Origin of the sequence: Flavobacterium caseinilyticum (genome assembly GCF_004349085.1) — a bacterium.
GTDB lineage: Bacteria > Bacteroidota > Bacteroidia > Flavobacteriales > Flavobacteriaceae > Flavobacterium > Flavobacterium caseinilyticum.
This window is the reverse complement of sequence record NZ_SMFM01000005.1, coordinates 67804-88922: the sequence shown is the minus strand read 5'-3', so window position 1 is coordinate 88922 and position 21119 is coordinate 67804. Positions and strand designations below refer to the sequence as shown.

Genomic DNA, 21119 nt, shown 5'->3' with positions numbered 1-21119 from the left:
TTACTTTCAATTAGTACTTTTGTAAAAAATTAATAGAAATCGCTCGAAAGAGTATTGTGTATGAAAATTGTAATATCCCCAGCCAAATCTTTAAATTTCGAGAAACAGTTACCCACCCAATTGCATACCGAGCCATTATTTTTGAAAGAAGCGCGTCAAGTTCAAAAAATTTTAAAAGAAAAAAATCCTGCTGAATTATCGGATTTAATGAGTATTTCAGATAAATTGGCTGATTTGAACTGGAAACGAAATCAGGATTGGAAAACACCTTTTACGGCTACTAACGCACGCCCTGCCGTATATACTTTTGATGGAGATGTTTACATTGGATTAGATGCCTATTCGATTCCATTAAAAAAAATAGAAGCTTTACAAGACCGATTAAGAATACTTTCTGGATTATACGGACTGCTCAAACCATTGGATTTAATTCAGGCGTACCGCTTGGAAATGGGAACCAAATTACCTATCGGCGAAAGCAAAAACCTGCATGAATTTTGGAGTCCAATTATAACTAATGCTTTGAATAAAGAGCTTGAGGAAGACGAATTGTTTGTCAATTTGGCCAGTAATGAATATTTTTCGGCAATTGATGTCAACGCGTTGAAAGTTCCGGTAATTACGCCAGAATTTAAAGATTACAAAAACGGAAAATTAAAAATAATCAGTTTTTTTGCCAAAAAGGCGCGAGGAATGATGGTGCGTTATATTATTGATACCAATGCTCAAACTATAGAAGATTTAAAAGGTTTCAATTACGATGGTTATCATTTTGACGCTAATTTATCGGAAGGCAATCATTTGGTTTTTACCCGCTAATATCTTTTACACAAATTCAAAAAATGCCGTTTTCATAATGATAGCGGTATTTTTTTTTTGATTTTTAATAACAAATTAGTTTTCCAGTTGTCGCTTTAATCCGATAAAGGCAGGCCTTTCATTACTATATTTTCTTTTTACGAAATTGTGGATATCTATTTTAGGAATATTGCTTTTTTTTTGCGTTAAAATCTATCTTTGACATCCTAAAAAAAAATAGAAATGAGCACAATTTGGTACGAATGCAAAGTAAAATATAGAAAAACAGACGAAACTGGCGCACAAAAGATTACGACAGAACCGTACTTGGTGGATGCGTTATCCTACACCGAAGCTGAAAGCAGAATCAATGAAGAAATGTCGGCATATATCAGCGAAGAATTTAAAATCACCAATATAAAAGTGGCTAATTATGCCGAAATTCACCCCTTCGAAAATGCAGATCGTTGGTTTCGATCTAAAGTTTCCTTATTGGCATATGACGAAGAAAGCGGGAAAGAACGAAAATCAAATATTTATTTACTAGTGCAAGCCAATGATGTAAAAGAAGCTTTTGATAACACCACTAGCGTCATGAAAGGCACGATGGGCGACTATACTATACCAGCAATTTCGGAATCGCCTATCATGGATGTTTTTCCGTATTTCAGTGGCGAAGAAGGTGAACTGGAACAATTAGAAAAATTTAATGCAATAAAAGGTTCTAAACCAGAAGTTGCAATAGAAATTGTGGATGAGATGGAATTTGACACCGTTATGGTAGAGTAATTATTCAATTACAAAGCATATTCCGAGTGATAATATTATAAAAAAGAGGGCTTTTGAGTCCTCTTTTTTTTTGCAATAATCGATTAACTTTACAAAGTGTTTGTGGTATATGTTGCGTTTGTTGTCGTAAGCGTTTTCCAAATGCTTGCTACGGATGTATAATTGTATTTTTTAGTGATCATGAATTGGAAATTCACGTTGAGAAAGCTTTTTTTTAGAAATTTAAAGATGGATAACTTTGGTTAAATTTTATATTGTCTCTTTCAAGTTATCTAAAATTTCAACGTTACAGTTTTTAATTTTAAGTTTAATTTCACCTGTATGTTTTATTTTCCCTTTCTTTATTTTCAGGCGAATATATGAATTTCCCTATATCAATAATTTTTTTTCTTAAATCATAAACACTTGCTTGAGTTTTTTTAATTTTTTCAAGTCTCTTTACATTAAAATCTCATTTTATTTTTAATTGGGATAAATATTTTTTAACTCCAACAATTCAGTAAAATTGATTATTAAATGGGTCAATGATAATGAACGCGAAGTATACGTTTTTTTCAGAACTTTCAGATTATTAAAATTTATGTTTTTTAGCCTTCAACTATAATTTAAAAATAGATTTCTATTTCACTGATTTCAAAACAATTGTCTAAAACGTTTCGGCCAAGTTAAGTAGCGTATTAAAGCTGAATTTTCTGTATGATTATAGTTAGAATTAAGAATAAAGTTTTACTAAAACAGAAATCTGCCAAGTTGTTGGACCTACTCTTAATCGTTGGACCTAATCGTAGGACATATGTATTAATTTGAATGCGAATGGAGTTTTCTTTATTTTAAATACCTGATTATTGCTACTTCTTACAATTTCTGCGATGTAATTATTATGTTCTTGAAGAATTAAAAGTTCAAAACTATTTATTTATCATAATAGTCTTTGAGCTTAACTATCAGATTAATTTTTGGATTCTAGCTTTGTTTTTTTGTAGACAGTTTCTTAATTTACTATTTTCAAACTTCGTACCTTTGCGCTTTAGAAATTGAAAGAAAATGATTGAAATAGGAAAATACAATACGCTTACCATTCTACGTGATACCAAAGTAGGTTTGTTTCTGGGAAATCCAGAAGAAGATCCCGAAGGAATTCATGACATTCTGTTGCCTAACAAATACGTGCCAAACGAATTTGAAATAGGTGAGGAGTTGATTGTTTTTGTGTACTTGGATCACGAAGAAAGACCCGTTGCCACGACATTAGAACCTTATATTTTATTGAATGAATTTGCACTTTTGCGTGTGAATTATACCAATCAGATTGGTGCTTTTATGGATTGGGGAATGGAAAAAGATATTTTGGTTCCGTTTAAAGAGCAGGCGCGTCCCATGGAAAAAGGGAAACGCTACTTGGTGTACCTTTATATGGACGAGAAAACCAATCGTTTGGTAGCTTCCAGTAAATTGAATCAGTTTTTAAAAAATGATCACCTAACGGTTGAAAAAGGGGAAGAAGTAGATTTAATAGTTTCCCATATTACTGAATTAGGAATTAACGTTATCATCAACGAAAAATACAAAGGTTTGATGTACAAAGATGAAGTTTATGATGATGCGATTCGCACGGGAGACCGAATGCGAGGGTATATCAAGACAATTCGTCCGGATAATAAGATTGATGTGGCATTGCAAGTTCAAGGCTATCAAAGTATAGAGCCAAATGCAGAGAAAATTCTGGATGAGTTAAGAGCGAGCAGAGGTTTCTTGCGTTTGACTGATAATTCACATCCGGAAGATATTAAAACGGTTTTGAAAATGAGTAAGAAAACCTTCAAGAAAGCGATAGGAGCTTTATATCGAGAGAAATTAATCGAAATCAAGGAAGACGGAATTTACTTGGTTAAGGAATAAAAAAAAAGAAAGACTAATCGTAACGGTTAGTCTTTCTCTTTTTAATGCTGTTTCAGAACATTAAATTCTGGCAACATTAAAATAAATTTGAAGTTCAAAGTAGCTTTATCCGCTTCTAAGCGTAATAGTATTATTTATACTATTTTAAAAATATTAACTTAAGCGTAAGTACTTTAAAGGATGGTTTTGTCTTTAAATGTACAATCACTTGCTTACGAGTTTAGAAATAATTTCACGATTTGGCCGTTGGTTTTCTATATATTGTAAGATAATTTTCTAAACAATTGTTTATTAATGTCTCACTTTTGCAAGGACAAGAAAATAGCTCTTTAATTAACCGTAGGTGTTACTTTTTATTTTTTACTGCTGGGGCAAATGCTAGTATCATTAGCTCGTTTATCGGGGCTTTGAAAATATTTTTATAAGTTATTACCGTAGAAAAAGGAGCGACAACATTTTTAATTGCATTCAATACATTCTTTTTTTAGGTTAATAAATCAGTGAAGAATCAATAATTAATCAAGATAAAGAATTTGTATTCATCTGATTAGCTTATTTCAAAATTAAAAATAATTTGAATTGGCAACTGTTAAAATGCTGATTTTTTATTATTTTTTAACGTTTTAAAGCCTTTAATCAGAGAAGGATTACCATAAGCTTATGCAAATAGAATAGATAAAATGTAAAAAATGATTTATTTTTACACTGAAATATTTTAAATTAATTACGATGAATTGGATCACTGCAAAAGAATACGAAGATATCACTTATAAGAAATGCAATGGCGTTGCCAGAATTGCTTTCAACAGACCGGATGTGCGCAATGCGTTTCGTCCAAAAACGACTGCTGAATTGTATAATGCCTTTTATGATGCACAGGAAGATACATCAATTGGGGTAGTTTTACTTTCTGCCGAAGGGCCTTCCTCTAAAGATGGCGTGTATTCTTTTTGCAGCGGCGGCGATCAAAACGCACGCGGACATCAAGGATATGTGGGCGATGATGGACAGCATCGTTTGAACATTTTGGAAGTACAACGTTTAATCCGATTCATGCCAAAAGTGGTTATCGCTGTAGTTCCGGGTTGGGCTGTAGGCGGAGGACACAGTTTGCATGTGGTGTGCGATTTGACTTTGGCGAGTAAAGAACATGCGATCTTCAAACAAACGGATGCTGATGTAACGAGTTTTGACGGTGGATATGGTTCGGCATATTTGGCTAAAATGGTGGGACAGAAAAAAGCACGCGAGATTTTCTTCTTGGGACGCAATTATTCGGCGCAGGATGCTATGGATATGGGAATGGTGAATGCTGTGATACCGCATGCTGAATTAGAAGATACTGCTTACGAATGGGCGCAGGAAATTTTGCAAAAATCTCCAATGGCAATTAAAATGCTAAAATTTGCGATGAATCTTACCGATGATGGAATGGTGGGACAACAGGTTTTTGCTGGTGAAGCTACAAGACTTGCATATATGACCGAAGAAGCTAAAGAAGGAAGAAACGCATTCTTGGAGAAAAGAAAACCGAATTTCGAGAAAAAATGGTTGCCGTAAATTAGTAATTAGTGTTCAGTGTTCAGTCCCGAAATTTTGGGATTAGTGTTCAGTCGCAAAAAAAGGTAAAAAGTTTAAAGTTTAACGTTTCAAGTATAGAACTTGAAACGTTAAACTTCAAACTTGAAACAAAATAAAAAAATGGAAAATTTCACAAACGAAACGATTGATACCAGCCAGCTTCCTAAATTCGAGGAGGTCTCTTTTACGGCTTTGCAACCTAAATACCTGTTAGTGGTTTTGATTGGTCTACTGAGAATTATTGCATTACTTGTTTTAGTTCCGATAATTGTTTCAATATTTAAACCTGAATTTTTTTCTGGAAGAGTATGGCTGATTTTAGGAATTGTAATTCCTGTATTTTCGATTTTCTTAATTGTTTTATCTATTATCGCTTTTAAGAAAAAAGGTTTTGCTTTCCGCGAACACGATGTGCTTTTTAGGTACGGAGTCATTGCTACTAACACAATCGTTATTCCTTATAATAGAGTGCAGCATGTGGCATTGCATGAAGGATTAATTTCACGTTATTTTGGTCTCGCCAAAATAGAAATTTTTACTGCCGGCGGAAGTTCCAGTGATATTGAAATCCCCGGGATCGAAAAAGAACAAGCCGAAAATATCAAACAATTGTTGATGGGTAAAATACAAAAGCAATTGTAATGGGAACTGATTTTAGTCAACCACAAAGGCAATCCATAGTTGGGATCTGGGTTATGTTTTTTTATGCGCTTCAGCAATATGGAAGAGCTTTATGGCCTATAATCTTAATTTGGGCCTTTAAATTTGATGAAATTAACAAAGTGTATTTAGTGGTGGGAATGCTTCTTGTATTCGCAAGTATTGGAGTTGTTTCTTATTTGAAATATCTAAACTTTACTTTCTTTTTGGATGCCGAAAATGAGGAATTCATTATAACAGAAGGCGTTTTTAATAAAACCAAAACTGCGATTCAACTGCGCAAAATCCAACAGGTAAATATCAATCAGTCTTTTATCCAAAAGTTGATTGGTGTTTATGAATTAGATGTAGATACTGCCGGAAGCAATAAAAAAGAAGGCGCCATCAAAGCGATTTCGCATGAATTGGCTTTGGAATTAAAATCTCGTTTGTTGGAAAATGATAAATTACAGCGTGTAGTTGGAACTGCAGAAACTACTTTGGAGGAAACCGAGCAAAAGCTATTTGAAGCCGCTCATCCTTTCATAAAAATTAGTTTTTTGAGTTTGCTGAAAGTTGGAATAACTTCTAATTATGGAAAAAGTATTGCATTACTGGTGATTTTCTTTAGCACGATTTACGAGAATTTTCAAAATTTTGGAGACGAAAGCAATATTTACAAAGAAAAAGTTGGGTCTTACATTGATAAAAACTTAGTGTTGCAAACTATTTTAACATCGATACTGTTGTTGTTTGGTGTTGTTTTGGTTGTAAATGTTACACGAATCGTTTTCAAGTTTTATGATTACAAAATAACGCGACAAAAAGGTTCGATGTTATTATCTTTTGGATTGTTGAATACAAAAAGTACCATCATCAAGCCAGAAAAAGTTCAAATTACGACAGTCACCAGAAATTACTTCCAAAAGAAAATGGGGATTTTAGAATTAAAAATCAAACAAGCAACTGGAGGCGAAAAGGAAGAACGGAAATCAATAATTGAAATTCCGGGATGTAGTGAAACAGAGAGAGATTCTATATTGAGATTGTTGTTTCATCAAATTCCTGAAAGGGGACAGATGCTACAACCTAATTATCGCAAACTTATTTTTTCTGTTGTTCTTTCAATAGGGTTACCTTTGTTGGGATTTTTGGGGATTGGATATTGGCTTGAACCTATAATTTTTGAATATAGTTATGTGGTGCCGTTTTATGTAGTAGTTATTGGATTAATCCAATATTTTAAATTTAAAAATAACCGATTATTCATTCATAAGAATTTTATAATTAAGCAAAGCGGCGCTTGGGATGTGAGCAATGATATTATTGAACCTAGTAAAATACAAGCGATTACAACGTCGCAGCTTTTCTGGCATAAAAAGTTGAATATTGGCTCCATAATATTGCATACTGCAGGAGGAAATATAGAATTTCAGTTAGCGAATTATTCAATAGTAAAGCAACAAGTCAACCTTTGGTTGTACGAGATAGAAACTTCCGATAGCAATTGGATGTAATAATATGGTTTAAAGTGCGAGATTTAAAGTTGTTTACACAATAAATCTTAAGATTTAAACTGCAAATTTTTAAATAATAAAACATGAAACATTGGATTGAAGCCGCACGATTACGAACCTTACCCTTGTCGGTTTCGGGAATAATAGTTGGAAGTATGTATGCTTTGGCGCACCCAACAGATAGTATATTAACGCCAACAGAAGTCTTTAATTGGCGATTGTTTGGCTTTGCTATATTGACAACATTAGGATTGCAAATACTATCTAATTTTGCTAATGATTACGGTGATGGCATGAAAGGAACAGATAATGAAGATCGCGTAGGGCCAAAACGCGCGATACAAAGTGGTGTGATTACTCCGCAAGCCATGAAACGCGCCATTATAATGACATCAGTCTTGACGTTACTTTCCGCGATGTTATTGATTTATTATGCGTTTAGAGATACAAATCTATGGTATTCCTTTTTCTATTTAGTTTTGGGAATTCTTTCAATTGTATCTGCCATTCGCTATACGGTTGGAAATACAGCTTATGGCTACAGAGGTTTTGGTGATGTATTTGTATTTGTATTTTTTGGATTGGTGAGTACTTTAGGAGTGAATTTTTTATACTCGAAACAATTGGATGTATTGTTGGTTTTGCCTGCAGTCGCAATTGGATTATTAAGCGTTGGTGTTTTAAATTTGAATAATATGCGAGACGAAGCATCCGATAGAAAATCGAATAAAAACACGATTGTCGTAAAAATTGGCGGAGCCAAAGCAAAAATATACCATTACATTTTGATTGTAACGGCGATGGTTTTGGTGTTAATTTTTACAATTATTGACGATTTTCATTTTGATCAATACTTGTTTTTATTGGCGTACATACCTTTAATTAAACATTTAGTTACCGTCTATAAAAATCAAAATGCCAAGGAATTAGATCCTGAATTAAAAAAACTTGCTTTGAGTACTTTTGCACTTTCAGTGTTGTTGTCGTTAGGTATGATTTACTTTTTTTCGGATATCATTGTGAATACTTTTTTAGGAGGGAGATAAATTAATAATCAAGTAGGGAATCATTCCATTTTTAAATTAATAAATATGAAAATAACATTTTACGGTCACGCGTCATTAGGAATCGAAGTTGGTGGCAAAAACATAATTGTAGATCCGTATATTTCGGCTAATCCAAATGCAGCGCACATTGACATTGACACTTTAAAAGCAGATTATATTTTGCTAACGCATGCTCACGGGGATCATATTTTGGATGTCGAGGCAATTGCCAAAAGAACCAATGCGGTAATTGTTTCCAATGCTGAAATTGCAGGTTATTATGGCGCAAAAGGCTTTCAATCGCATCCGATGAATCACGGAGGAAGTTGGAATTTTGATTTTGGGAAATTGAAATATGTAAATGCGATTCATTCCAGTTCCTTTCCTGACGGCAGTTACGGAGGAAATCCGGGTGGTTTTGTCATTGAAGGGGAACATAAAAATGTATATATTGCTGGTGATACGGCGCTTACTATGGACATGAAACTGATCCCTATGCGCACCAAACTCGACTTGGCGATTTTGCCGATAGGCGATAATTTTACCATGGATGTAGAAGATGCGATTATAGCTTCTGATTTCTTGGATTGCGATAAAATTCTGGGCTACCATTACGATACTTTCGGTTATATCGAAATTGACCATGAGGAATCCATTCGTAAATTTTTCAACAAAGGAAAAGATTTGATGTTGCTTGAAATAGGAAGTTCCATCGAATTGTAATTTTTATTTGGAGCTATTCCAGCTATTCGTTACAAATGAAATTCACTGAACTTCAATAAAATAAAAGTATGGTGAAGTAATCTTTTATCACTCAGTCAGGTTTCGAAAACCTGACTGGGTGATAAAAGGATTTTCACTGCAAACGAAGTTCACTGAACTCCTATGTAAATGAAAGTTTAGTGAAGTAATCTGGGCTAGGGCTTGATAGTGCTAAATTACTTAGTGAACTTTGCGAAAAACGTTGTGAGCTTAGTGTTTAAATTTTATATCAATCATGCAAAATAAATATTTCACTTTTCTTGTGCTATTTCTGGTTTCAATAAATACTGTTTTCTCTCAAAAAGACGGCTATTGGGATAAAACCCGTGCTACAACCGAAGAAATCACGGTTTCCGCAAGAGACCGAATCATTATAAAAACCCAAGATTTCCCGGAAGGTACCACTGAAGTCGTTTATAGAATAACGCTTTTGGATAAAAATCAGCAAATGGCGGGCAGTTTAGTTTCAGTCTTAAAAGCCATTCCGGACCCAACAGGAATTAGTCAAGGTTCAGCAGGAGCAGTTTTTATCTTGTCAAAAATCTCAGGAGATGATAAATGTAAATATGCTGTTTTTTCTAGCGCCGAATTAGCTGCTAAATATAAAGCCGACGGAAAAACAGATGATGCTTGTTTGGTGCAAGATACTCCAGTCAGTAAAGATGCCAAACGACTTTCTACTGAGAGATCGGCTTGTATGCAATCGAATTCTGGGAATTTATGGTTTGGTTTCGAGAGTAAAAACTGGATCATGAACCAGAAAATCATTCTGGAAGTTGTGCCTTGGGTTGATAACAAACTCAGTCGTGGATGGACGCTTGAAAACAGAAAAGCAATTATCGATCAATGCAAAACTTCTAATCTAGCTCAAAAAATGACTAATTCAGATGATTTTTGCGTTTGTATTCTCGATAAAATTCAATCCAAATACAAGTTTAAGGAGTTCCAGAAATTATTGGCTGTAGAGCGCTCTAAAGCATTCAAGGATTTTGGCGACAGTTGTTTTGGCGAAAGCAGTCTTTCTAAAGGCGTGTATGATGATTTGCGCAAGCAAGCCGCTGCATTAGTAAAACAAGGAAAGCAAGGTGAGGCGATTGTGAAACTTACTACAATAATCAATGATGGAAAAGCAACCGCTTTGGATTACAACGCAATAGGAAGTAGTTATCTTTTGACGAAGCAATACGGTAAAGCGATTAAATTCCTAAAAGAAGGCGAGAAGCTTGATAATACGGAGTTATTGATACAACTGAATTTGGCGCACGCCTATTTATTGAATGATAATTATTCTTCTGCAAAAGCCATTTACAAAGAGTATAATTCTCAAAATGTAACGGATAGCTTGAGTTGGACTCAAAAAATAAAACAAGATTTTGCAGCTTTCAAAAAAGCGGGAATAGTTTCCAATGACTTTGAAAGAGTTTTGAAGTTGATGGATAAATAGTTAGGTTTTTATAAAATTCGTCAGATACAAGATAAAAATAACTCATACTTTATAACTTTTGAAAGCAACTTACCACAAATACATTCTGGACTTCAAACGACCATCGGGAACTTCCCGCGGTGTTATGACAGAAAAAGAAACCTGGTTTATTGTCTTGGAACAGGACGGTAAAAAAGGAATTGGAGAATGCGGAATCCTTCGCGGATTGAGTATTGATGACCGGCCGGATTATGAAGAAAAATTGCAATGGACTTGCGATAATATTCACTTCGGAAAAGACCAACTTTGGGAAGCATTATTGGAGTTTCCTTCGATACAATTTGGAGTCGAAATGGCGTTCCAGTCTTTAATAAGTGAAACTCCTTTTTTACTTTTTCCTTCTGACTTTACAAATGGTACAAAATCCATCTTGATAAACGGTTTGGTTTGGATGGGTGAAGAGACTTTTATGAAGCAGCAAATCGAGGAAAAATTAGCGCAGGGTTTCCGATGTATTAAACTCAAAATAGGAGCGATAGATTTCGATAAAGAACTGCAATTATTGCGATTTATTCGGGAACATTTCACTCCGGAACAAGTCGAAATTCGGGTCGATGCCAATGGTGCTTTTGATTCAAATTTAGCTTTAAATAAATTAATTCAACTATCTGAATTTAAACTACATAGTATTGAACAGCCGATACAAAAAAACAACACTGACAGTATGGCAGAGCTGTGTAGAATCACTCCTTTTCCTATAGCTTTGGATGAAGAGCTGATTGGTGTGTTTAATTTGGCAGAAAAAGAACAATTGTTGGAGAAAATAAAGCCGCAATATATCATTTTGAAGCCTAGTTTTATAGGTGGTTTTCGAGGCACGCAAGAGTGGATTTCATTGGCTGAAAAGCATAAAATCGGGTGGTGGATTACCTCCGCTTTGGAGAGTAATATTGGACTGAATGCCATCGCGCAATGGACGTTTTTACAACATAATCCAATGCCTCAGGGATTAGGAACCGGAGCACTTTATACCAATAATTTTGACTGTCCGCTGGAAGTTTCACAGGGGCAATTATGGTATAAAAAAGAGCTAGATTGGACGTTTGATTTTGCCCTTTTGAAATAGATTATTTCGTAGTTTTCTTTTGTTCTCCGTCTCCCAATAAGACGGATAACGTCTTTAAGCTTGGTGTGCGGTCCGCAATCAATTTGATGATACTGATGAACGGAATGAACAGAATCATTCCTGCAGCACCCCAAATAATGCCTCCCACGATTACCACAATAATAATGACCAGTGTATTTATTTTCAAACGGCTTCCTACGGCAAAAGGAAATATAATATAGGCTTCGAGTGCTTGGACAATAGAAAAAACGGCAATTACAGCTAACGGATACCAAATAGAATTGTACGTGATCCAGGAAACGGCAATGGGCAAGAGCGACGATATCATGATTCCCACATAGGGAATGAAAGTTAGGATTGATGCTATAAAACCAAATAGAAAAGGATGTGGTACTCCAATAATCATTAGTCCAATACTATTTAACAATCCTACAATTAAGTATACTACTAACATTCCCTTAATGAAATTATAATAGGCATGGATGGTTTCAATAAGGATTTCATGAATGGTATTTTTTCGTCCGGGAGGGAAAATTTCATACAAAGCATTTGATAAAATATGGCGATGGAAAAGTATTAATGCTGAGAAAATAGGAATCATTAGTAGAAAAAACACAGATTCAGATAGGGAATAGGCAGTGTTGCGTAGAATTGAAATGGCTTGCGAACCAGAGTTGTTTAGTGTATTGTTGATGAAATCCGTTTGTTTTTCCAAACTTATGTCAAATCGTTCCAAAATAAAAATGCTCAATTGATTTATCGCTTCGTTTAGTTTAACTTTTATAAATTGCCATTCCTGAAGAAAATCAGTAAATTGTACGAATAACAGATAGATTACCGATCCCACCAAAATTGTTACTCCTAAAATACAAATTACAATGGCAATTGCCTTATTAATCCCTTTTGTTTCCATCCATTTACAGATCGGATACAGAATAAAACCAATTAGTAATGAAAAACTTAAAGGAATAAACAGCGTTTTGCCAAAATAGAGAATCAAAGAAGATAGTACTATAAACTGAAGTATTTCTAAAGCATAAAATCTCCTCTTGGATTGAAATGGAACGGGAGTTTCAGAAGATTGTAACATACAAATTTGTATTATAACCGTTATTAGGATTCGTTTTATATACTATTTTTAATAAAAGTACGAATTTTAACGTATTGGAATACAGTAAATTGAATGTTTGTTAAAATTAGATTTAATTATCCAATAATCGCCTGTATTAATTTATTTGTCCCAAATGGTAGGCGAGTTGCGTGGTCAAATGGATAAACATAAATTCAGTTGAAGTTTTATTTTCGAAAATTAAAATTGGATATTCCACCTTTAATTCTTGTGATGAGATAGTAGTAAGGGCTTTGTTAACGACATCAATGGTTTGATTTATTTTTGATGATAATATTGCTTTTCGAATATCCTTCAGTAAAAATTCCACTAATCTGTTTCTGATATATCCGATTTTTCCAAATTCGGCGCCACTATTTGTATTTAGTTTCCCACCAAATGCAATCAAAGAGTTTCTGTTGAATTACGGATGCCTTTTTTAATTTTCCAAATGGCACTTTCATTTTGAAATAACTGAATATCGGTTTTTTACTGGTTTAAATCTCGATTGAGTACTGTTTTTAAAGTCTCAATTAGCATTTTTAGTTTTTTTGTATTCTTTTAATGATAATAGTGCTTTTTGTTGTAATTTTTTTTGAAAAAAACCTGTCCAGCCTAATATATATCCTGTAAAGCCAAAAGCTTGTTTGGACCATTTCCAAATATCAAAATCATCTGTGTGCTTTATAATTAGTCCGTCTTTAAATTGGAATTGGGCCTGAATGACATTAACCACTTTTCTATTCGTTTTACTAAAATTATAAGTCGCCATCCAATGAGCGGAACCTATGTATTCATCTGCTTTTACATCTGAGAATTCGACTTTTATATTTTCTCTGCTTCTTGCGATCAGCATTTTCCACATCTGACAAACATCATCTTTCTGAAGTAAACCAAATACGGGATCTCGAAACTCAATTTTTGAATGGTAGCATTCGCACATTGTTGCTGAATCGGCATTGGAAAAAGCAGTATAGAATTTGATAAGGATTTTCTCGTTTGAAGTCATGTTTTCCATAAAATGAGTAGTAAAAATACTAATTTTTCTGCAAAAAAGTAACTTTTGAAATCTTAATTGTTAGATGCTTTGTATTAATGGACGAAATTTGTCAAATTTTATTGTATGAATTTGTTACAATGTCTAGGATGGAACTACATTCATACTTTCAATTATGGCATAAAAAAAAGGATAGACTTTTTAGTTTCTATCCTTTTTGAATATTTAAAAATTGTATTCTTTACTGATTTGAATTATTTGGCAGCAGGAATAATGTCAATAATTACCGTTCTGTTATAAAAACGTTCTTCCGGCGTATTATTTTCAAAAGGTGAGTTGTTCTCATTTTCACCATATCCGGAAACATCGAATTTTACATCAGTTCTACCAGCTTTTGCTAAAGCATTTGCAATGATATTCTTTGCATCATTTGCACGTGCAAGAGATAAACCTTGATTGTATACTTCTTCACCAATGATGTCAGTATGACCCTTGATGCTAACCGTTGCTCCAACAGGAATTTTAGGTGTTACAACTTCAGTAAGGTATTTTTCATACATCGTGATCGCTTTTGATGTATTAAATTCATAGATAATGCTGTATCTAGTACCTTCTTCCATTTTTGCAGGAGTCCAAAGTGTCATGTGAACAGGCGTTTCTTTCTCTACGATTTTTCCGCTTTTAGTTTGACCAATCATTTTCACTTTGTAATCGCCTTCTGGACGGCTACCTAAAATTGCTTGACCAGGAATTTTTACTTCTTCCGTAGTGTAAGGTCCAAACGATTGTATTTTTCCTTGCTCATCAGCTATTTGAAGTGACCATGTAGACAGCGCTTCACCAGCTCCTTTATTGTTGAAGGTAACATAACTTTCAACAGGTGCTTCTTGTAAAGCAGAAATCTGTACGGGTTTCAATGGCGCATCAGGACCGCTTTGAAATTCCATCAATAAATCCGGGGAGTTACTTTCGATAGAAACTCTGCGATCTCCTTGACGTAACAATACTAATTCAAGTGTTGCACCAGGTTGTTCTGAAGGGATGTTTGGTTTGTTCTGACCTTTAGTTGTAATTCTAGATGCATTTATTGCAAAGGTATTTACCAAATATGATTTAACTGATTCTGCCATTGCAAGACCGTCAGTATTTCCTTTTTCTGATGAACCTACCAAAGAAATGGTAGCAGCAGGATTTTTCTGCATACGATCTCCAAGGATATTTAATACATTGTAATAAACTGTCATTTGACGTTTAGAACGGTCAGACAAGTTTTTAGGAGCAAATGACTCCAATTGATCTTCTTTAAAGTCTTTAACCTGATCTTTCGTTAATAAAACATAACGATTTGGAATTTCTGTAGATCCTTGATTAAAGAAAACATAGTTTCTAAGTGGAAAAACTTCAGTCATTCTTCGGTCACCAGGAAGATTACTAGGAGAATTTACTGAGAATTCAACTTCACGATCTTTCAACATGTCAGTTGACTGTTGGATATTTTGTCCTTGTCCAAATTTAAGTGCAAGACCAGCTCTAATGGTTGTATTATTCCAAGTTTCTGTTGAACGTGGGTTTTGACCAAAATAAGGTTGGAAAGAAACAAAAGGAGATAAAACAAATTGTGTTTTGTTGCTATCTGAAGAAATTGGAATATCATATCCTGCACCAATTTGCATTGACAAAATAGTTTTTTCAATTTCACTAAATTCACCCGTCACAGCAGCACTAGGTTCCTGATTTGGAAATGCGGGATTAATTCCTAACTGATAAGTAAATGATTTATCCAAGTTGAAAGCCAAACGTGGTCCTCCATAAAGATAAAAATTAGATTTGAATGGAGCGAAACGCAAACTTGGTTCCACCGTGATGTAACTAAGATCAGTTGATAAATCAGCAGGGCAATCGCAGGCGGTAAGCACCTGATCAAATGTACCTTTACGGCTGTCATAACCAGCTTGTAACATCAGTCCCCATCTTGAACTAGCAGGACGATATTCTAATAGTGGCGCGATGAAAAGTCCAACACCATCTCCATTATGAAAAGTTGCAGGAGGTGTAAAAGCAGCATTTAACTTATTAGTAGAACCTTCGTAAAAATTGAAATTAGCACCGCCGGCAACACCAAAGAACCATGATGGTTTAGCATATTTTACTTCAAGAGTTTCCTGTGCCTGAATCGGCGCTTGAGCACCCAACCATGTTAAAGAGACTGCTAACAGACTTTTTAGGGGTAAGTTATTGGGAGACCAAGCTTGGCGTAATCCCTTTTTAATATTATTTTTATTGTCCATGTTTTTTATTTTTAAAATCATTTGAAATATATCCCGTCCTGGGACGGGATGTAATTGTTTGGTTGTAGACTATTACAGTAAATGCTTAGTTTGCAGGAACATTAATAGTCGTGTTCACCATAGTAACGGAAGCCACTAAAGAAATTGCTCTACCATTCAATACGGTCTGAGCAGCATTTCCTGCAGTTGAGAATGTAATTCCAGCAGTAGAAATGATAGTTCCTACCATAACTCCACCACCAGCACCATTAATCACGGCTGCAGTACCTACGTACCAAAAAACATTTTTAGCTTGTGCTCCGTTTACCAATTTAACACTTTTAGCACCATTTGGTCCAGCAATACCTACTGTTAAACCAGCTGCTGTTTGAAAAATCCAAACTGCATTAGGGTCTCCTTTAGCATCTAATGTTAAATCACCATTTGATATGTTAAATGTAGCACCTGCTGATTTATAAACACCTGGAGCCAAAGTTAATCCTCCTAATTCACCGGCACCTGGGTCCATTCCTCCTGGTCTTTGAGCTGGAGAAATAGCAAGGTAAGCTTGTTGAGCAGCCAATAATCCGTTAGCAGCAATTTGTGCAGAAGCAGCTGATCCTGGAGCTGGCGGTGCAGCATGAATTCTTCCAGTTACAAGTCCTCTATTAAGAGGTGTTTCTGTATAAGTATCGCCAGTTGTACCATCATGGAATCCGGTGATCAAAGTAGAAGCAGCTGTAGTTCCAATGCTTCCGTTGATTACTGTATTTATTCCTTGATTTGTTATCCCTGCATTTCCTCCGAAGACTCCGAAATCCAAACCAGCAATAACTGGTGGCGGCGTAACAATTATTGCTTTTACCGTTGTGAAATTCCATACGTAGTTACTAGCTAAAGCTACGCCTGCTGCACTTTTTGCACCAGTAGTTATTGTAGCTGTATAATTAGTATCTGCAACTAGCAATGTAGGTGTAAAATATAATGTTGTGCCGGCATACGTAATTATTCCAGGTACTGTGTAAGTTCCATGTTTTACAGTGAAAGTTGAACCATTCAGCGTTGAAAGATCCATTGGTACATTGAAAGTAGCAGAAATCACTTTATTCAAAGGTACGCCTGTTTCATTATTATTTGGATCTGTAGCTATTACAATTGGAGCTGCGGAAGAAGGAGCAAGTGTTCTAAAAGTCCATACATAATTACTCGCTAGAGGTATACCTGCTGCACTTTTCGCACCAGTTGTTATAGTCACTGTATAATCAGTATCTGCAACTAATAAAGTAGGAGTAAAAGAAACTGTTGTACCTGTATACGTAATTACTCCAGGTACTGTATAAGTTCCGTGTTTAACAGTAAACGTAGAACCGTTTAGTGTTGAAAGATCCATAGGTACGCTGAAAGTGGCAGAAATCACTTTATTTAATGCAACTCCTGTTGCTTTATCGGTTGGATCAGTTGAAGTTACAGTTGGAACTACGGCTGCAGTAGCTCCGGTTTTAAAGTCCCAAACATAGTTACTAGCTAAAGCCATACCTGATAAACTTTTTGCACCAGTAGTTATGGTAACGGTATAATCAGTATCAGCAACTAATAATGAAGGTGTAAAATATACTGTTGAGCCACTATATGAAATTACTCCAGGCACAACATAAGTTCCATGTTTTACATAAAAAGTTGCGCTGTTAAGTGTGGAAGGATCCATAGGCACGCTGAAAGTGGCAGAAATAACTTTATTCAAAGCCACTCCTGTTGCATTACTTATTGGATCTGTTGCCGTTACAGTTGGAGCTGCGACAGCAGTAGCACCTGTTGTAAAAGTCCATACATAATTACTCGCTAGAGGTATACCTGACGCACTTTTTGCACCAGTAGTTATGGTAACTGTGTAATCAGTATCTGCAACTAATAAAGTAGGTGTAAAAGATACTGTTGTACCAGCATATGTAATTACTCCAGGTACTGTGTAAGTTCCATGTTTTACTGTAAATGTTGAACCGTCTAGTGTTGAAAGATCCATAGGTACACTGAAAGTAGCAGAAATTACTTTATTCAGAGGAACTCCTGTTGCTTTATCGGTAGGGTCTGTTGACGTAATTGTCGGAGCAGCTTCTGTTGTGAAACTCCAAACAAAATTACTAGCCAATGAAGCGCCTTCTGTACTCTTTGCAGCGTTAGTTATTGTAACAACATAAAGTGTATTAGGAGTGAAAGGACTCGCTGGTGTAAATGTAACAGTAGATCCTGTGTAGGTAATAACTCCGGCAACCTCAGTAGTTCCTTGTTTAACAATAAAAGTAGAATTATTTAATGTCAAAGGATCCATAGGCACACTAAATGTGGCAGTAATTGTCTTATTCAATGCCACGTTTACAGCATCAGCTGCTGGGTCCGTAGTAATCACCATAGGCACAATTAACATTCCAGTAGTAAATGTCCAAACATAATCTGTTTGAAGCGCATTACCCATTACATCTTTAACTCCAGTTTTAATTCTGGCAGTATAAGTAGTGTTTGGAGTCAGAGGAGCTGATGGAGTAAATGTTGCTGTGTTTCCGCTGTACGAAATTGTACCGGCGATAGTTGTACCAGTTGCTTCTGTAACTATGAAAGTAGTAGCATTAATGGTAGAAGGATTCATTTCCTCATTGAAAGTCGCGGAAATTACCTGTCGGAACGGAACTCCTAAAGCACCATTAGCAGGAATTGTAGATATTACAATTGGACAAACTCCTTCGACTTCTACGAAATCGTCGCTTGCACAACCGGAAATTAATGCAATAAATAGTATTGCAAAGGTTAACAGTAGGTTTTTTACTTTCATTTTTTTAGATTTTAGGGGATTAATTTTATTGTTAAACAAATGTTAAGCTAATAAACCCCGAAAGCATTGTGAAATTTAAATAAATACTTGTAAGATTCACTGATGCAAATTTTAGCAACGAAGAATAAGTAATTTAAAATCAGATATTTATGTTCTTAGTTGCTGAAAATGATTTTTTAATGCCCTTAATTAGCTGTTTTAAAATGTCTTTCAGTAGACAAAAAAGTGTTTGAAAAAGCGATTTTTGAAGAAATTAGCGCAGAAAATTATTAAAAATCTAGGTAGTTGATTAAATAGTATAAAAAATAATCTAAAGTATTTTTAAGAATCGTTTAATCTAAGAGATTAAAAAGTAAGGCAAGTGTTTTCGAGAGTAGCTTTATTTGAATAAAGCTGACCAGTTATAAGTAAAGTATTTACTTATTGTAGTATTATAAAATTAAGGTAGAAGTTTCTTGGGAACGAATTTAGAATGATCGTTACTCTTTCACCAGATTTATGCTTTTAAATGTCATGAAGAATTTTAAAATAATTGAATCACAATTATTTTTTTATTCTATCTCGATACTTCAACTGGATTGTGTTACTGTGGGAAGGAATGCCGTTTATCTTATAAAGAGGATTAACAGCTTCTTCATTAGCAAATGATTACACTTTTAGAATACAACTTATAAAGCTAAATTGAAGATATAAAAAATTGTTTAAAAATAAAACAATCAATACAATCATATAAGTTGGTTTTCCCTAATTATAAATGGGAAATTATAATTTAAAGGTGCAAATTTTGCATTCGGAAAATAGATACACAATTAAAAATTTTGTGCTTCGTATTCTTTTGACTTGTCCGAATGTTTTGTTGTTATATTAGTTACAACGAATTGTAATAAAGTACCAAATATTCTTTTGATTGGATTATGGGTAGATCCCACCAAAACTCTTTTTGTCAAGTAACCTGCCGTTATTCCAACAACATTCTGGAGTAAATTTCTCTTCATGCTTGGAGTAGTGGTCAGATCTGTAAATAGATTTTTAATTAAAGTCACAGGTTTCAGACTTTCAATCGTGTAATGGTACTGATCTTTTAGTATCACTAACTCATTAGCTTGTTTTAATTTCAATAAATGGATAGCCTCTTTGAGCGTTGCAGTCTCGTTGATTTTTTTCATATTAACTTTTTTTAAGCATTTTAACAATAATAAAATTACTCACAGGCATTTTTATCCATTCGTCTTTAAAGATGTTCAGCACAATTGCGATTAGTAAATAAACACTGGAAACTGCAAAGAAACCAAAATAGGTTTTGCCAAGTAATTCTCCGATCCATAAGGATAAGCCAATGTTTACCAATAAGGCAAACATTACAAAAACAATAGAAACGGCTAATCGAGAAAGGAGTGATGACATCACGTCAGCGGTCTTATCGACTGCAGTTAACTTCACTAAATCTACTGTAGTTCTGGTATAATCTTCTGCTTTTTCGAAAAGCATTTCTATTGTTGTTGCTTTGTTTTCCATGATAAAAGTTGTAATCGTACTTAATGTTGAAATTCTTAATAATTAAATATCGTCTTAGATATTTGTATTCTTAATTTCGTTTTTTGCATCGTAAAATTTAGATTTTCCCTCTGCAACTAAGTTTTCACCTTCATTTTTTGCATCATAGAATTTTGATTTTCCTTCAGCAATTAGAGATTCACCTTCATTCCAAATTTTTTCATATTTTTTGGTGATAGAACCTAAAAGAGTGTCTAGTTTTTCTTTTAGTTCGTCAGCATAATTATTGCTTTTATCCATAATTTTAGTTCTTGTTTTATCACCTTTTTCTGGTGCGAACAAGATTCCTAATAATGCTCCTACAGCAACTCCACCTATAACTCCTAATATTACTTTATCTGCTTTCATAATTATTTAATTTTATTTTTATTATTATTATTTAGTCTAGTTTATTAAATATTGCGACCTTGTATAAGTCTGAATAGAATTGCAATTACTGCAATAACAAGAAGAACGTGAATTATTGATCCGAGACTGAATGCAAAAAATCCAATTGCCCAAAAAATTACTAAAATTACTGCGATTGTGTAAAGAAGGTTACTCATAATGATTTGTTTTAAATGATTAAAATATTATTTTTTTGTTTTGATTATTTTTTATAATGCGGTAAAATTAAAGGCTTCGCCCTTGTATTAGTCTAAAAATAATTGCAATAACTGCAATTACAAGAAGAACATGAATAATTGATCCGGCACTGAATGCAAAAAATCCAATTGCCCAGAAAATGACCAGAATTACTGCGATGGTGTAAAGAAGATTGCTCATGATTTTTAATTTTTAAAGATTAGT

At 34.4% G+C, this 21119-nt stretch carries 20 protein-coding genes; 10 read left to right on the top strand and 10 right to left on the bottom strand.

The window, feature by feature from the left end; all coding sequences use genetic code 11:
- Positions 1-60 precede the first annotated feature (60 nt).
- The 10 genes from yaaA to E0F89_RS11385 all read left to right on the top strand — a co-directional run bounded on the left by yaaA (position 61) and on the right by E0F89_RS11385 (position 11580).
- Entirely contained in the window at positions 61-819 is a 759-nt protein-coding gene (gene yaaA / locus E0F89_RS11430; RefSeq protein WP_131909907.1) for a peroxide stress protein YaaA, read from the top strand.
- Positions 820-1041: 222 nt separating this feature from the next.
- Positions 1042-1587 carry a DUF4494 domain-containing protein gene (locus E0F89_RS11425; protein WP_131909906.1) on the top strand — a complete coding sequence of 182 codons (546 nt, stop codon included), beginning with the start codon at positions 1042-1044 and terminating at the stop codon, positions 1585-1587.
- Positions 1588-2631: 1044 nt separating this feature from the next.
- On the top strand, positions 2632-3486 hold the full coding sequence (locus E0F89_RS11420; RefSeq protein ID WP_091208223.1) for a CvfB family protein: 855 nt from the start codon (positions 2632-2634) through the stop codon (positions 3484-3486).
- A 729-nt stretch (positions 3487-4215) separates the two neighbouring features.
- Positions 4216-5046, top strand: coding sequence for a 1,4-dihydroxy-2-naphthoyl-CoA synthase (locus E0F89_RS11415; protein WP_121365212.1), 831 nt, complete (start codon positions 4216-4218; stop codon positions 5044-5046).
- A 141-nt stretch (positions 5047-5187) separates the two neighbouring features.
- Positions 5188-5709 (top strand): PH domain-containing protein, encoded by a 522-nt coding sequence (locus E0F89_RS11410; protein ID WP_131909905.1) that lies wholly within the window; start codon positions 5188-5190, stop codon positions 5707-5709.
- Positions 5709-7223, top strand: a complete 1515-nt coding sequence (locus E0F89_RS11405) for a PH domain-containing protein (RefSeq protein ID WP_131909904.1) — start codon at positions 5709-5711, stop codon at positions 7221-7223. Before E0F89_RS11410 ends, E0F89_RS11405 begins: the two co-directional genes overlap by 1 nt.
- An 83-nt stretch (positions 7224-7306) precedes the next feature.
- The gene (gene menA, locus E0F89_RS11400; protein ID WP_131909903.1) at positions 7307-8269 is read left to right on the top strand and encodes a 1,4-dihydroxy-2-naphthoate octaprenyltransferase; all 963 of its coding nucleotides are present in this window, start codon (positions 7307-7309) and stop codon (positions 8267-8269) included.
- 45 nt (positions 8270-8314) lie between these two features.
- A complete protein-coding gene (locus E0F89_RS11395) occupies positions 8315-8992 on the top strand; it encodes a metal-dependent hydrolase (RefSeq protein WP_131909902.1) in 678 nt (225 codons plus the stop codon).
- Between the two features lie 274 nt (positions 8993-9266).
- On the top strand, positions 9267-10475 hold the full coding sequence (locus E0F89_RS11390) for a tetratricopeptide repeat protein (protein ID WP_131909901.1): 1209 nt from the start codon (positions 9267-9269) through the stop codon (positions 10473-10475).
- A 58-nt stretch (positions 10476-10533) separates the two neighbouring features.
- Positions 10534-11580: an o-succinylbenzoate synthase gene (locus E0F89_RS11385; RefSeq protein WP_131909900.1), complete on the top strand. Its 1047-nt coding sequence runs from the start codon at positions 10534-10536 to the stop codon at positions 11578-11580.
- 1 nt (position 11581) lies between these two features.
- On the opposite strand, the gene E0F89_RS11380 is transcribed toward E0F89_RS11385, so the two are convergent.
- From E0F89_RS11380 to E0F89_RS11335, 10 genes are all read right to left on the bottom strand, one after another.
- Complete coding sequence (locus tag E0F89_RS11380) at positions 11582-12670, bottom strand: AI-2E family transporter (RefSeq protein WP_131909899.1); 1089 nt, start codon at positions 12668-12670, stop codon at positions 11582-11584.
- 136 nt (positions 12671-12806) lie between these two features.
- Positions 12807-13097, bottom strand: a complete 291-nt coding sequence (locus tag E0F89_RS11375; RefSeq protein WP_317126097.1) for a DinB superfamily protein — start codon at positions 13095-13097, stop codon at positions 12807-12809.
- Between the two features lie 120 nt (positions 13098-13217).
- Entirely contained in the window at positions 13218-13706 is a 489-nt protein-coding gene (locus tag E0F89_RS11370; RefSeq protein ID WP_317126096.1) for a nuclear transport factor 2 family protein, read from the bottom strand.
- Positions 13707-13939: 233 nt separating this feature from the next.
- Positions 13940-15973, bottom strand: coding sequence for an OmpA family protein (locus E0F89_RS11365; protein ID WP_131909898.1), 2034 nt, complete (start codon positions 15971-15973; stop codon positions 13940-13942).
- Between the two features lie 85 nt (positions 15974-16058).
- Positions 16059-18776: an Ig-like domain-containing protein gene (locus E0F89_RS11360; RefSeq protein ID WP_131909897.1), complete on the bottom strand. Its 2718-nt coding sequence runs from the start codon at positions 18774-18776 to the stop codon at positions 16059-16061.
- 809 nt (positions 18777-19585) lie between these two features.
- Complete coding sequence (locus tag E0F89_RS11355; protein ID WP_131909896.1) at positions 19586-19942, bottom strand: hypothetical protein; 357 nt, start codon at positions 19940-19942, stop codon at positions 19586-19588.
- Position 19943: 1 nt separating this feature from the next.
- A complete protein-coding gene (locus E0F89_RS11350; RefSeq protein ID WP_131909895.1) occupies positions 19944-20291 on the bottom strand; it encodes a hypothetical protein in 348 nt (115 codons plus the stop codon).
- Between the two features lie 54 nt (positions 20292-20345).
- Positions 20346-20678 (bottom strand): YtxH domain-containing protein, encoded by a 333-nt coding sequence (locus E0F89_RS11345; protein WP_131909894.1) that lies wholly within the window; start codon positions 20676-20678, stop codon positions 20346-20348.
- A gap of 44 nt (positions 20679-20722) precedes the next feature.
- Complete coding sequence (locus E0F89_RS11340; RefSeq protein WP_131909893.1) at positions 20723-20875, bottom strand: lmo0937 family membrane protein; 153 nt, start codon at positions 20873-20875, stop codon at positions 20723-20725.
- Positions 20876-20942: 67 nt separating this feature from the next.
- Positions 20943-21095, bottom strand: coding sequence for a lmo0937 family membrane protein (locus tag E0F89_RS11335; RefSeq protein WP_131909892.1), 153 nt, complete (start codon positions 21093-21095; stop codon positions 20943-20945).
- Between the last annotated feature and the right edge of the window lie 24 nt (positions 21096-21119).